This window comes from Marinitoga sp. 1154, from assembly GCF_013363285.1.
Lineage (GTDB): Bacteria > Thermotogota > Thermotogae > Petrotogales > Petrotogaceae > Marinitoga.
The window spans coordinates 44,724-58,861 of sequence record NZ_LBFB01000004.1; the positions used below are offsets into that span (position 1 = coordinate 44,724).

The following is a 14,138-nucleotide window of genomic DNA, read 5'->3' on the forward strand; positions in this document are numbered from 1 at the left end:
TCCTTTCATAAATTCCTTGTTTGTGGGATATTATACAATATCTTATTTGGTTTTTCATTATAAAATGGTCTTGTACAATAACTACATCCGCTTGTTTTAATTGCTTCATCCTCTGAAATCTTTATTTCAGGAAATTTAATTAAAGAATTATTCTCAAACATAAAGTCTTCTTTCTTTACATTAGTTTTTTCAATGATTTCTCTGGCAATCTGTATTTTTCTGTATCTTTCTATTGAAGGAGGTTGTTTATTTCCTAATTTTGTTCCCTGAATAGGTGTAAAAGCAAATAATGATACTAATATATTGTATTTTTTCATTTCAAACATTAAATCTATTAAATCTTTATCCGTTTCACCTAATCCAACAATCACATGTGTTGTAACCTTTCCAGGATATTTTTCAGCTGATTGTATTAAAATATTAAAGAGAGAGTCAAAACTCCCCCCTCTGATCTTTGTAAATAATTCTTTATTTGCTACATCTAAAGAAATCCCCAGATTGTCAATATTATAATTAAATATATTTTCAACTTCTTCAAAACTTTTTGGGCGAAACGAAATAGCTTTTAAGATATCTATATCATTTATTTCATTTAAGAAATTCTTCAAATCATAAAAATAGATTTCTGTATTAACAACCTGAATACATAATCTTTTAAATGGATTATTTTCTTTAAGTTTGCCTAAAAATTCTTTTATATCGTATTCTGGCCATTTTATTCTTGATAGATAATTTTTGTCAGATTTTGCTTCGCGAGCTTGAGCACAAAAACTACAATTATAAATACATTTTTCTCCTAACATTAAATAAGCTGTTGGCATTTCAAAATTGATTTTTCCTTTTTTTAAACCAAGCAAAACAGCTGTTGCATATGATAATTTTAACTTCATTTTATTCCTCCTGAATTCTAATACCTTCTATACCATTTTCAAAGGTTATTTTTATCAGTGTAGCTGAAGGACTGACATATATTATTTCAGAATTATATTTCCCCTCACTAAAATAGGTTTCTGTATCTGTTATTAATTTTAATTCATTTTTAAATATATTTTTTCTATATATGGAATTTTTATATATATAATTTATCATAATTAGATTAAATACAATACCAACAATTATTAAAGAAATTATTAAAATCAAAGAATATGTATTCATTAAAATACACCCAACCATATTCCTAATAATATAGCTCCTATTATTAATCCCATAGATAATCCAAAAATTATTAGAATATCACTACTTTTTACTTTATTTTCTGGCAAATTTGCTTCTCTTTTTAAACCTGCTATAGAATCTTTTAAAATATCTCCTATTATTTTATCTTCTGGTGGATTAAAATATTCTTCTCTTTTTCTATGCATTTCAGCAATTTTATTAGAATCTACCATCATTTTTAAATTTTTCGAAATAACCGCTTTCCCAATTATTCCACCACCAAGATCCATTTTTATAAAATAGTAATCGGTATCAGGAATTAATTCTTTAGCTATTAATTTTGATTCAATCGGTAAAATATTTTTTCCGGTTTCGTCAAACTTATCTGGATATTGCTCTTTCAATCTATTCAAATTTGCAGGTTCTACAGGATCTATAATTAGTGAATATATTGGGTCTCCTACATCCAGATTATTTATTGTCATTCCAGTTAAAGGATCGGACAATGGTAATACCTCTGGAGAAGATTGAACATCTACTCTATTTAAGTATGACTTTTCTTTTTCACTAAAACTTCTATGCTGTGTCATCAACCATACAAGATCTTGATACGTTAATTTTTCAGCAACTATTTTTAAATTCACTTCACCTTCCCATTCTTCAAATATTTCGGACAATATGGCTTTTACTACTGCTACATCAGAGTCTCTTACTCCCAAAAACATTTTGGCATTTATTATTTCTGGTCCATATCTTTTTATGGTTGACTGGACAAAAGCTAAAAATTGTTTATTTAAATCTAATACTGTAGAATCTTTTATTGCTTTATAATACAATTCTTCCAATTTAGATTTATACTCTATATAAGATAAATTAATATCTGGCAATTCAAATTTTGGCAATTTGGATTTTGGTATTGATAACACTTTATATTCAGGGGTTCCTTTTTGTTTCCCAAACATATATCCTATTATTATTTCGGCTGTTAACGAAGATGTTGCAAAAAATTTTACAGCGTAAAAATCCATAAAGTTCACCTCCTTCTTACACTACATAACCGCCAGAAGGTATGTCTCCTGATATATCTGTTATATAGTTTCCTACTATAACATTTTTACCAATCTTTATATTTGATGGAATGGAGGTATTAAATCCTATTAATGTTATATCAGTATTATAAACTTTTTTATTATACGAACTTTCTTTAAATTCTCCAACTCCAATTTTTGAATTTTCTCCAATTTCAGAATTTTCACAAATTATAGCTTTTTCTATATATGCACCTTTTCTTATTATTGTTTTATTCATTATAACTGAATCCTTAATTATCACTCCATCCTCTACTACAACTCCTTGAAATAAAACTGAATTATGAACTTCACCATATATTTCACATCCTTCACTGATTAAAGATCCCGTTAATTTAGCCTCTGAAGATATAAATGCAGGTGGTAATTCTTCTGATTGAGTATATATTTTCCAGTTAACATCATGTATATTTAACATAGGCATAGGACCTAACAGTTCAAGATTTGACTCCCAATAAGATTGCAATGTCCCAACATCTCTCCAATATCCTTCATAATTGAATGCATACATTTTCTTTCCTTCTTCGAGCATTTTAGGTATTATATTTTTTCCAAAATCATGTTCTGAATCTGGATCCTTTGAATCGTCAAGTAATAGTTTTTTTAAAATAGACCATGTATAAACATATATTCCAAGTGATGCCAGATTTCCTCTCGGCTCTTTTGGCTTTTCTTGAAATTCTATTATTTTTCCAAATGAATCTGTAACCATAATTCCAAATCTATAAGCTTCACTTATAGGTACTTCCATACAGGCAATAGTAACATCAGCATTTCTTTCTATATGATAGTCTATCATTTCGTTATAATCCATTTTATATATATGATCTCCTGATAATATAACAACAAAATCTGGATTAAAACCATCTATATATTCAATATTTTGATATATTGCATCAGCTGTTCCTTTATACCATGATTGTTCTGTACTGCTAACATATGGAGGCAAAATAGTCAATCCTCCTGATTTTATGTCAAGGTCCCATGGCCTTCCAATTCCTAAATGTTTATTTAAAACATGTGGTCTATATTGAGTTAATACTCCTACATTATATATTCCAGAATTCACACAATTACTTAAAGCAAAATCTATAATTCTATATTTTCCACCGTATGGAACTGCTGGCTTTGCTAAATATTCTGTTATAACTCCTAATCTGGTTCCCTGACCTCCAGCTAATATTAAAGCCACAACATTCATTATTGTCCCCCCTTTTTCTGACTTGACTTATAGAAATCTATATAATCGTTCCTTTTTCTATTACCATTATTTTATTTTCGCTTATAATCTTTTTACCTTCTCTTATTTCACAATCTTTATCTATAATAACATTTTTTATAACGCTTCCTTCAGATATTATTGTATCCTGTAATATTATTGAATTTTCAACTACTGCACCAGCCTTTATTTTAACTCCACGAGAAATTATCGAATTCCTTACTGTTCCATTTATTATTGTTCCATCTGCAATGAAAGCATTATGTATATTAGCATTTATATTTATTTTTGGTGGCGCATAGTCTTTTAATTTTGTATATATTTTATTTGAATAAAATAATTCTTTCCTTACATCATCTTTTAATATATCCATGTTTGTTTCATAATATGTTTTTATTGATTTCTTTATATTTGACCAGTAGCCTCTAAAATCATATGCATACACCCTTAATTTTTTCAGATTTGGTATAATAATATCATGAACTATATCTTTACCACCATTAGGCACAGTTGTATACAATAATTCTATTAACAATGCTTTATTTATAAAATAAACTCCAAGAGATATCCTTTTTGATATTGTTTTATCAGGTTTCTCATGAAATTCAAGAATTCTTCCTTCTTCATCTGTAATTATCTGTCCATATGTATTTATAAATTCATCATCTTCTATTTCTTTTGATAGTATTGTTATATCAGCCGCATTTGATAAATGATAATGATATAATTTGTTAAAATCAAAATTATATATATGATCACCCGATCCTATAAGTACAAAATCCTCGTCTCCTCTTCTTAATAATGTCATATTTTGAAATATTGCATCGGCTGTTCCCCTGTATACAGGAATTTCTTCTTTGTTTTTAAAATATGGCTGCAATATAAACAAACCACCTGTTTTTCTATCTAAATCCCATTCTTTCCCACTACCTAAATGATCCATTAGACTTCGTGGATAATATTGGGTCAACACTCCAACTTTTTTGATTTTTGAATTAACAAAATTACTTAATGTGAAATCAATAGCTCTATATTTACCAAAAATCGGCACTGCTGCACTGGCCCTTTTCCTGGTTAATTCACCTATTCCACTTTTAGAAGAACCTGCCAGAATTAATCCTAAAACTTTCATTTTATCAATCCCCCTTGAGAATTAAAAAAAATTCTTTTTCAATTTCCAATAGTTCTTTTTTAGTTTTTTCATCCAACTTCGGATATAAATAAGTATAATCCTTTCCTAAAAATTTTAATATTTTTACAAGAATTTTCTCTTTAAAATATGGATATTTGAATAATATCTTTAAATTTTTGAGCATCTTTTTATATGCATATTTATAACTAATTTCTTTTACTCCAAATTCAATTTTCAATATTCTATCAAATTCATCTGAGATTTTTTCAATCTCTTTTATTTTCAGGATTTTCCACCATTTATGTTCTATAAAATGTATTCCAAAAAATTTTAATGAAAGTAGTTCATCAAAATTGTATTCGAATTTTGTATGAGATATTGTTTCAGAATAATATGAATTTATTAATCCATGTAATTTTTCATCCAATTCCATATGGGATATAAAACCATAATAAAAACTATCTGGAAAATTTCTAAGAATTGTTTTATAATCCATGCTGTTTAATTCATGTAATTTGCTTCCAATTTCAATATATTTTAATTCATTAGCATAAAAAAATACATCTGGTCCCTGAGCTCCTAAGTATAATGCCGGACCCCATAAATCCTTCTGAATTTTCGTTGCATATAAAATATGTGCTAATATACTGGGCATCTAATCACCTCAAAATTCTAACCCATAAACATTTCAAATATAAACTTTCTGGTATCTGTAATATCCATGGATGATCATTGGATTGAGTAATAATATCCATATTTTGTAATTTTATCCCCTCTTTTTCAACACTTCTTCTAAGAGACTCAATAAGCAATTTTATATCAGCTTGATAGGCGCAGCTACATAAACTTAATATACCAGAATCTTCTAATCTTTGAATACCCAATCTTGAAATCCTTTTGAAAATTTGAACCCCTTTAAATCTTTCTGCTTTTTTCTTAATTAAAGATGGGGGATCCAGCATCATTAAGGTAAATATATTTTCTGTTTTACTCAAAAAATTTTCTACATCGTCAAAAACCACCTCTATTTTTTCTGATAAACTATTTATTTTAGCGTTTTCTTTCAATATTTCCAATGCATATTCATCTTTATCAACAGCAATTACCCTTTTCGCTCCATATTTAGCCATATTTAAAGCAAAACCACCTGTGTAGGAATATGCATCGAGTCCTATAGCCCCTGAAGAATATTTTCTAATATAAACTCTATTCTTTCTTTGATCAAAAAAGAATCCTGTTTTTTGCCCATTTTTTATATCAACAATGTATTTTATTCCTTCTTCTTCGATAATAAAATTATCAGGTGGTTCTTCACCATATAAAACACCTGTATTCCTTTTTAAATTTTCTTTAGATGATGTCTCAAAATCACTTCTTTCGTATATCCCTTTTATTTCATCATTAAATATCTTTATTAATGCATTTATTACTTCATCCTTTTTATTCTCCAACCACACATTTCTAAACTGGATAACTAAAAAATCCTCATATTTATCTATTATTAAACCTGGGATTCCATCAGCCTCAGCATGAAAAAGTCGATATGATTTCCCAAAATTATTTCTTAATTTCAATGCTCTTATGAATTTATGATAAAAAAAGTTTTTATCTATTTCTTCATCCTTTAAAGATAATATTTTCACCATAATATTCGACGAGCTTGAAAATATTCCCTTTCCTATAAATTCAAATTCATTTGAAAAAACATTACAGATTTCTCCATCCTTTTTTTCGCCTGTTATTTCTTGAATTTCGTCTTTAAAAATCCATAAATATCCATTTTTTATTTTATTATCTTTACCTTTTTTTAATTTCACTATAATCATAAATCGTGTTGCACATCCAATCTATAACTTAAAATTTCGTCTTCTTTAAAGAATATTTTAATTTCACGTTCTGCATTTTCCAGTGAATCTGAAGCGTGAACTATGTTTTTTGTAACGCTCATACCAAATTCCCCACGAATACTTCCAGGTGAAGCTTTTAAAGGGTCTGTGTTTCCAATTATATGCCTTACCATTTCAATAACCCGTGGTCCTTCTAACACCATGACAACAACTGGTCCTGATAAAACAAATTCTATAAGATCATTATAGAATGATTTTCCTTCATGTTCTTTGTAAAGTTCCTTTGCCTGATTTTCTGTTACCCATACCATTTTCATGGCTATTATTTTTATTCCTCTTCTCTCTAATCTGCTTATTACTTCACCTACTAATCCTCTTCTTACGGTATTTGGTTTTAAAAATAAAAATTCTCTTTCCATAAAGATTCCCCCTTTTTTAACCTTTTTTTCAAACTATTTTTTTTATCAAACCATCTTCCAATAAAATTGTTTTATTACAGTATTCCATTAGTTCTTTTTCATGAGAAACAACTATTACAGTTTTATCAAACTCTATCATTTTTTCAAATAATTCAAAAACTATTCTTTTATTTTCAACGTCCAAACTCCCTGTTGGTTCATCGGCCAGTATAATTTTCACATCACCAACTACGGCTCTTAATATGCTCGCCCTTTGTTTTTCTCCACCAGAAAGCTCGTCAGGATATTTATTCAATAATTTATATATACCCAGAATTTTAGAAAATTTTTCTATTTCTTTTATATTTTCTTTTTTTGTTCTAATATATTGAGCTAATTTTGCATTTTCTAAAATTGTTAATTCATTTATTAAATTAAAGAATTGAAATACAAAACCTATGCTTTTTTTTATATTTTTAAAAGAATATAATATTTCTCCTGAAGTTGGTTTTAAAAGATCTCCTAACAGAAATAATAAAGTACTTTTTCCACTTCCAGAATATCCGTATATACCGTAATAATTGTTCTTTTGTATTGTTAAATTTATATTTTTTAAAACTTCATTTTTTCCATCATATGAAAATTTTATTTTTTTCATTTCAATTAATTTATTCTCCATGGAGCACCTCTACGGGATTAAAAGATAGTAACTTTCTTGAGGAAAACCACGAAAAAGAAAATGATAATATCAATATAAACAAAAAACTTATAAATATATCCTGTAAAGATATGTAAAATGGTATTTTTTCTATATAAAATACTCCAGATGGCAATTTTAGATTTATTCGTTGTAATATTAAAATTGTAGTTAATGAAAAAATAACTCCACTAACAAAACCGCTTATCGCTATAATTAAACTTTCAATTATAAATATAATTGAGATTTTAGTTTTATTCATACCCATTGAATATAAAATTCCTATTTCTTTTTTTCTTACAAATATGGAATACATAACTGAATTAGAAATACTAAATCCACTCATTAAGACAACAAAAAATGTTATTAGCAGTGCAAAATATGAATCTATCTCTACAGCTTTGGCAAAATTCTCATTTTGTTCTTCCCATGTCGTTGAAAAATATCCTTTTAAATACCTATCTTTTATATTTTTCGCATTCTTAGGATTATTTAAATATATACCTGTGTAATTTAATTTTTTGACATTTTCCTTTTTTACAATAAATGATGAATCTATAATATATATTCCAGAATGAAATATTCCTGTAATTTTTATGTTTTTTAATTTTATTTTGTTTTCACTATCTGTATATAGTATATTCAATGTATCTCCCGGTTTAATATTCAAATTTTTAGCCATAACACTACCTATTATACTTCCCTGAATATTACCATTTACTATGAGTTTTTTATAATAATCCAGATTATTAATTTCCCAATATGACACTCCTATTTTTTTTTTATTTTTATTAAAAAATCCCTGATACATTGAAAAATATATTTTAAACTTTTCGTCTTCTAATTTTACAGAAGTTTTATCATACACTATTATATGAGGATAGAAAGAAGTCAGTGAATCTATTAAAGCTTTATCAAATCCTTTTATTACAGAAATAACAACAATCATTCCCCATACACCAATAAAAATTGAAAGAAATGGAAATAAAAAATGTTTTTTGTTCTTTCTTAAAAAACCTTTTATTAATAATATTATATCTTTCATGAATTATCCCCCACTAACATAATCACATCAGAATTTAACGTATTATATGAATTATTGCTTAAAAATTCTATAATAGAAAAGTATAACTCAGGGTTTTTTTGTATATCTATCACTTCAAAAACGAACTTGGAATATCTGTTTTTTATTTCATTCATAATCTTTTTTTCGTATTTTTTATTTTTTATTATTAAATACGACTTGTTTCTTAATATACCTTCTATATCAGGCAATATATCAACTATTTCGATTAAATACCCATAAGAACCTTTCCATTTATTTCTCATCACAGTATAAAAACTTAGCTTAAAATCAGGCATATTGTTAATTAATGTTATCCATATTTTTTTATTTTCCTCTGGTTCTTCAAATTCTACTAAATATTTTTCCATATATTTTATTCTATCTGTATCTATTTTGACATAATTTCCCACTACTTCAATTGGAAGAGACAAAAATTTTATTTCAGATTTTTTTGATACAAGAAATAAAGAAAATAATTTTTTAAAATCAAATGAGTTTACCGTTCGATTTAAAACTTTATCTATAGAATACAATATTTTAGATAATCCGGAATTTTTTGCCGCATTCATCAATGCGAATAATACATCTTTCTGTCTTTGAATTCTACCTAAATCACCTAAAGCATCATATCTAAATCTAGCATAATACAATAATTCTTCTCCGCTTAAATAATTATATCCCTGTTTGAAATTTATATGTAAATTTTGGTGAAAATCTTCATAATACATATCTTTAGGCACATATATTTTAACAGGAGAATATATGTCTCCTATTTCTTTAAATAAACCATAATCAAAAATTAAATAATCAGATATTTTTACTTTAAAAATATTTTGTATTAATTCCTGTAATTTCTCTATTCCGTATTTTACATATACTGCATTTATTCTCATAGTATTATTATCAATTGTTACTAGTAAATCTCTTGGAATGGGTAAAACCAGGACTTTATTTTTCTTTTCACTAACTCCAACCAATAATATCGAGTCTGTTCGAGATACCTTTCTATTAATATCTACTGTATCCATACCTAAAACTAAAAAATAATATGGATCGGATAATTTATCCATTTTTGTATAAGTTTCAACAAAAGGAAAAAACATAGACATTATTACTATAATAGAAAAAATAATGCCTAATATGTACATAAGGAATTTCATTTAATCACTCCAGAATTGTTTTCAATGATTCAAGAGAAGTTTTATCAACATAATTTCTTTCCATTTTCTTTTTTAAATCTGGCAAATTTATCGTCACCGGTTTTGACAATAATGTTTTTATTTCTAATTTATTATAACTTGTTATAGAGTATTTTGAAAAGCTCTGTAATAAAGCAAATGCCCCATTATAAGATAAATTTGTATTACCATACTTTCTTACTTCTTTTACAATATTATTAGCTGTCAACATATCAAATAATCCGGATTTTCTGGCTTTTAAAAAACTGAATAAATCATCTATTGAGTTTCCCTGACCTTTTAATATAGCTAAAAATGGTGAAATATCTTCACTTTTTAAAACAAAATGATATTTGATAGTTGACGGATTTATATCAAACATCTGTTCAAAATTTGTCAATGCTTCCTCAGGTTTTAACGAGTCTATATATAAATTTTTTTCAGAATAATATATATTATCCGGACTTTTAACTATGAAAATTTTTCTTGATTGATTTTTTATTCTAATAAAATATAATTCTGTTTTCTGTGGCATTTCATAGGTAATAAGATAACTTACTGCATCTGCTTTCATTTCAGTAGTATTTTTTAAATTATTATAAAAATAAAAGATAACTCCTAACCCAATCACTATTATTAATATAAACAAAAATATTAACCATTTATTTGAACCCTTTCTTTTGCCTCCAACCTGAATTCTTGTTGCCAACGCAATCCACCTCCAAAATTTATTTAATATTGTAATATGTTGTTCCATGCATCAACTGTATTATTCAATAAAAAATGGTTTTTATTTAAAGAATATATAATTTTATTTTTTAATATTTCTTTATATGCCTTATTAATATCATGAAAAGCTATCTTTCTAAAATATTCAACATTATCATAATTTCTTGTCGGTTCTATAGAATCAGAAACAAATAATATTTTACCTATTAATCCATAATATTTATAACCACCTGTATGATAATAAATAGCTTCGTAAATATCATCTGGTATATTATATTCCCTTTTAAGATATTCTGCAGCAATTTTACCATGTAATAAAATAGGATTTTTCTCTTCTGCAAAAGAAATTTTTATATTATATACTTTTGCTATTTTTAAAAATTTATACGGTTTAATATCACGAAATAAATCATGCCCAATTGCTGCTAATTTTGCTCTATTTTCTTCAATATTATACTTATTGGCTAACATCTTAGCTGTATACAATACACCCATGATATGTTTTAATCTATATTCTGATACTATTTTTTTTAATGTTTTTTTTATTTCATTTATTATTTCCTCCAAATATCATCACCTCTATAATATCTCATATTTTGAATTTATTACCATTAGACCGTGTTTGTATTCTATTTCTTCTTCTATTTTTTGAAAAAATGTTAATAAAAAATCCTTACTTTTTGAAAGAGTTGTGATTGAGATTTCGAGAATTTTCTTATTATCATTAAAATCACTCTCTATAACAGCTATATTGTATTGCTTTCTAAGGTTATTCGTTAATTTTTTTACTATACTTCTTTTTTCTTTTAATGATTTTACATTTATTAATTCAATTTGATATGTCGCTAAAATTATCCACACTATATCACCATTTTTTATATTCAATCTTATTTATTAAAAATTCTTCATATCTTGCCATTATAAATAGCAGATCAGATAATCTATTCATATATATCAATAATTCCTCAGAAACTTTATCTTCATCATTTACGCAGATTATCCTTCTTTCTGCCCTTCGAGCAATAGTTCGACATATATCTAATTTGGCAGATTCTATTGTGCTACCTGTAATAACAAATCCATTTAATTTAACCCTTTCCTCAAAATTTTTTATATATTTCGTTAATTTTTCCCCATCTTCTTTTGTTATTGGTTGAATAAATTCTTTATTTTTAGAAGCCAGTTCTCCAGCTACTTTAAATAAATCATTTTGTATTTCATTTATTATATTTTTTACTTTATATGATTTCACATAATGTTTTACTTCTCCTAAATGTGCGGATAATTCATCTATTGTACCATATGCCTCCACTCTTAAATCATTTTTAGGAACCCTTTCACCTGACCATAAACTTGTCTTACCTTTATCTCCTCCACCAGTACTTATCGACATAAAAATCCTCCTTATTTTAAAGATGATATTTATTATTCAATTTTATTATACCATTTTATATGTGAAATTTTAAGAACTTTAATAAAAAAAGCGGTCGAAACCGACCGCTTTTTTTATTATCTTTATTTTAACTATTTTTTATTCTTGTTCCGCTTTTTCTCTTTCTCTTTCCTGTATTATTTTTTGTTGTATATCAGGAGTTACTTCCTGATAAGTTGAAAATTTCATTGTAAAGTATCCTTTACCACTTGTAATTGAACTTAATCTTGGAGAAAAATCGAGCATTTCAGCAAGGGGTATTTCTGCATCTATTCTATCCATTCCCCTGCCCATCGACTGCATACCCATAGGTCTTCCACGTTTGGATGATATTTCTCCCATCACATCTCCTGTATATTCTGTCGGTGCAAATATCTCAACTTTCATTATCGGTTCCAGAATAACAGGGTTTGCATTTTTCATCCCATCTTTAAAGGCCTGCCTTGCAGCTATCTGGAAAGCAATATCAGATGAATCCACATCGTGGTACGAACCATCAAACAAAGTAACCTTTATATCCACTACCGGATATTCAGCTACAACACCCTTTTTCATTGCTTCTTTTATACCCTTATCTACAGATGGTATAAAGTTTTTAGGAATTACTCCACCAACAATTTTATCAACAAATTCATATCCTTCTCCTCTTGGCAATGGTTCTATTTCTATTTTTACATGCCCATATTGTCCATGCCCACCCGTTTGTTTTTTATGTTTATACTCAGCTATTACTTTTCTTCTAATGGTTTCTCTATAGGCTATTTTAGGTTTTCCTACTTCAACGTTCACTTTAAAAGTCTTTTTTAATCTTTCAATCATTATTTCTAAATGAGTTGTACCTAATCCAGACACTATTGTTTCTCCAGTTTCTGGATCAAATTCCCATGAAAATGTAGGGTCTGACTCTTGCAGTTTAGATAATGCATTATTCACTTTATCTATCTCATTTTTAGATGTTGGTTTTACAGATTTTGAAATCATTGGTTCAGGAAATTCTGGTATATTTATTTTAATAAGTCTTGATGAATGTGCAACTGTATCGTTTATTCTACTCTTTTTTAATTTTGGTACAACGATTATGTCTCCCACAGAAGCTTCTGGTATTTCTTCATTTTTATCAAATCTTGGTATATATATATGTGAAACTTTTTCATTTGATTCTTCCTGTACTTCTACAAATGAATCACCGGATTTTACTTTACCTGATAATACCCTTATATAAGTTAGTTTCCCAACAAATGGATCAACTGCATTTTTTATTACCAATCCAACAAATGGTTCTTCTTCTTTACCTTCTATTTCAAATTCTTTATCTTCAATTTTTCCTTTAAAAATTCTTTCTGATGGATACATTCCAACTAATCTAATCATTTCCATAAATCTATCCAATCCTATATTTTTTTCTGCAGAGCCAATTACTATAGGTACTATCTCATCATCTTCAAATGCTTGATGAAGGGCTTTAAACACATTTTCAGGATTTAGAACTTCTTCTCCTTCTTCTAAATATTTTTCCATCATTTCTTCATTTGTTTCTACAACATCTTCGATTAACTCCTGATGATAATCTTCATAATACTTTTTCGCAATTTCTGGTATTTCATTTAATTTTTTATCTTTTCCGCTTTGATCCAATTCATATTCAAATGCTTCATGTGTAATTAAATTTACCAATCCTTTAAACTCTGAACCTTCTCCAATTGGAACCTGTAAAGGCACTATTTTCACTCCATCTTCAAATGCTTCTTTTAGAGAAGATACGAGATTACCAAAATTTATTCCTTCTTTATCCATTTGATTTATAAATATGAATACAGGTTTTTTGTTAGCTCTTGCTATCTTCCAGATTCTTTCAGTAGTTACTTCAACACCAGAATTTGCATTTACCACAAGAACAACATTATCAACAGCATTTATAGCAACATCTATATCTCCTAAAAAATCTGCCATACCAGGAGTATCAACAAAATAAAATCTTGAATCGTTATAATCCACGGAAACTACATGGTTTGAAAATGTTGCTCCCTTTTCTTTTTCTATTTCTTCATCATCCAGATATCTTTGACCAATTCTATCTGCACCACTATAATTTTTTAATACGGCATCCATTAATGTGGTTTTTCCACAACCATGATGCCCAAAAAGTCCCACTATCCTTTTTTTATCTGGTTTAATAATAGCCATATACTACACCCCC

General features: G+C 27.2%; 16 protein-coding genes. All 16 read right to left on the minus strand.

The features are described from left to right. Positions 1–5: 5 nt before the first annotated feature. The 16 genes from XO12_RS02920 to fusA all read right to left on the minus strand — a co-directional run bounded on the left by XO12_RS02920 (position 6) and on the right by fusA (position 14,125). Positions 6–890: a radical SAM protein gene (locus XO12_RS02920; RefSeq protein WP_047265704.1), complete on the minus strand. Its 885-nt coding sequence runs from the start codon at positions 888–890 to the stop codon at positions 6–8. Between the two features lies 1 nt (position 891). Continuing rightward, a complete protein-coding gene (locus XO12_RS02925; RefSeq protein ID WP_047265705.1) occupies positions 892–1,155 on the minus strand; it encodes a hypothetical protein in 264 nt (87 codons plus the stop codon). Then, positions 1,155–2,183 carry a DUF4899 domain-containing protein gene (locus tag XO12_RS02930; RefSeq protein WP_175419660.1) on the minus strand — a complete coding sequence of 343 codons (1,029 nt, stop codon included), beginning with the start codon at positions 2,181–2,183 and terminating at the stop codon, positions 1,155–1,157. The genes XO12_RS02925 and XO12_RS02930 overlap by 1 nt, the downstream gene beginning before the upstream one ends. Positions 2,184–2,199: 16 nt before the next feature. Beyond that, positions 2,200–3,447, minus strand: coding sequence for a glucose-1-phosphate adenylyltransferase (locus tag XO12_RS02935; protein ID WP_047265707.1), 1,248 nt, complete (start codon positions 3,445–3,447; stop codon positions 2,200–2,202). 34 nt (positions 3,448–3,481) lie between these two features. Continuing rightward, on the minus strand, positions 3,482–4,594 hold the full coding sequence (glgD, locus tag XO12_RS02940; protein WP_047265708.1) for a glucose-1-phosphate adenylyltransferase subunit GlgD: 1,113 nt from the start codon (positions 4,592–4,594) through the stop codon (positions 3,482–3,484). Positions 4,595–4,598: 4 nt separating this feature from the next. Next, positions 4,599–5,249, minus strand: a complete 651-nt coding sequence (locus tag XO12_RS02945; protein ID WP_047265709.1) for a zinc dependent phospholipase C family protein — start codon at positions 5,247–5,249, stop codon at positions 4,599–4,601. 4 nt (positions 5,250–5,253) lie between these two features. Then, on the minus strand, positions 5,254–6,420 hold the full coding sequence (locus XO12_RS02950; protein ID WP_047265710.1) for a class I SAM-dependent rRNA methyltransferase: 1,167 nt from the start codon (positions 6,418–6,420) through the stop codon (positions 5,254–5,256). Next, entirely contained in the window at positions 6,417–6,860 is a 444-nt protein-coding gene (gene ndk / locus XO12_RS02955) for a nucleoside-diphosphate kinase (protein WP_047265711.1), read from the minus strand. The genes XO12_RS02950 and ndk overlap by 4 nt, the downstream gene beginning before the upstream one ends. 28 nt (positions 6,861–6,888) lie before the next feature. Then, positions 6,889–7,518: an ABC transporter ATP-binding protein gene (locus XO12_RS02960; RefSeq protein ID WP_047265712.1), complete on the minus strand. Its 630-nt coding sequence runs from the start codon at positions 7,516–7,518 to the stop codon at positions 6,889–6,891. Further along, on the minus strand, positions 7,508–8,581 hold the full coding sequence (locus XO12_RS02965) for an ABC transporter permease (protein WP_047265713.1): 1,074 nt from the start codon (positions 8,579–8,581) through the stop codon (positions 7,508–7,510). Before XO12_RS02965 ends, XO12_RS02960 begins: the two co-directional genes overlap by 11 nt. Continuing rightward, on the minus strand, positions 8,578–9,762 hold the full coding sequence (locus XO12_RS02970; RefSeq protein WP_175419661.1) for an LCP family protein: 1,185 nt from the start codon (positions 9,760–9,762) through the stop codon (positions 8,578–8,580). The genes XO12_RS02965 and XO12_RS02970 overlap by 4 nt, the downstream gene beginning before the upstream one ends. A 4-nt stretch (positions 9,763–9,766) precedes the next feature. Then, complete coding sequence (locus tag XO12_RS02975; protein ID WP_047265715.1) at positions 9,767–10,489, minus strand: hypothetical protein; 723 nt, start codon at positions 10,487–10,489, stop codon at positions 9,767–9,769. A gap of 23 nt (positions 10,490–10,512) precedes the next feature. Beyond that, positions 10,513–11,076 carry a bis(5'-nucleosyl)-tetraphosphatase (symmetrical) YqeK gene (gene yqeK, locus XO12_RS02980; protein WP_047265716.1) on the minus strand — a complete coding sequence of 188 codons (564 nt, stop codon included), beginning with the start codon at positions 11,074–11,076 and terminating at the stop codon, positions 10,513–10,515. Positions 11,077–11,088: 12 nt separating this feature from the next. Beyond that, positions 11,089–11,394 carry a DUF503 domain-containing protein gene (locus XO12_RS02985; protein WP_047265717.1) on the minus strand — a complete coding sequence of 102 codons (306 nt, stop codon included), beginning with the start codon at positions 11,392–11,394 and terminating at the stop codon, positions 11,089–11,091. Continuing rightward, positions 11,375–11,902, minus strand: a complete 528-nt coding sequence (locus XO12_RS02990) for a cob(I)yrinic acid a,c-diamide adenosyltransferase (RefSeq protein ID WP_047265718.1) — start codon at positions 11,900–11,902, stop codon at positions 11,375–11,377. Before XO12_RS02990 ends, XO12_RS02985 begins: the two co-directional genes overlap by 20 nt. Before the next feature lie 138 nt (positions 11,903–12,040). Continuing rightward, on the minus strand, positions 12,041–14,125 hold the full coding sequence (fusA, locus tag XO12_RS02995; protein ID WP_047265719.1) for an elongation factor G: 2,085 nt from the start codon (positions 14,123–14,125) through the stop codon (positions 12,041–12,043). Positions 14,126–14,138 lie beyond the last annotated feature (13 nt).